Origin of the sequence: Nocardioides abyssi (assembly GCF_030412915.1) — a bacterium.
Taxonomy (GTDB): domain Bacteria; phylum Actinomycetota; class Actinomycetes; order Propionibacteriales; family Nocardioidaceae; genus Nocardioides; species Nocardioides abyssi.
Map to the genome: position 1 here is coordinate 1 of NZ_JAUHJR010000311.1, position 213 is coordinate 213.

Here is a 213-nt window from a genome sequence, read left to right on the forward strand (position 1 = left end):
GAGTCCCAGTCGGCGTGGTCGTTCTCCGGCTGGACGTCGTGGTGGGCGTAGAGCAGCACCGTCGGCGCGCCCTCCGGGCCCGGCTTGTGCGCGATCACGGCCGGCGCGCCGCCGGCGGCGCTGACGATGTCGACGGTCGCGAATCCCACGGCGCGGAACAGCTCGGCCACCGCCTCGGCGCTGCGCTGCACCTCCGCCGCGCGGGCGGGGTCG

General features: G+C 77.0%; 1 pseudogene. It reads right to left on the bottom strand.

From position 1 onward, the window contains the following. Window positions 1–213, bottom strand: a pseudogene (locus QWY29_RS20845) (dipeptidase); the annotation flags it as partial.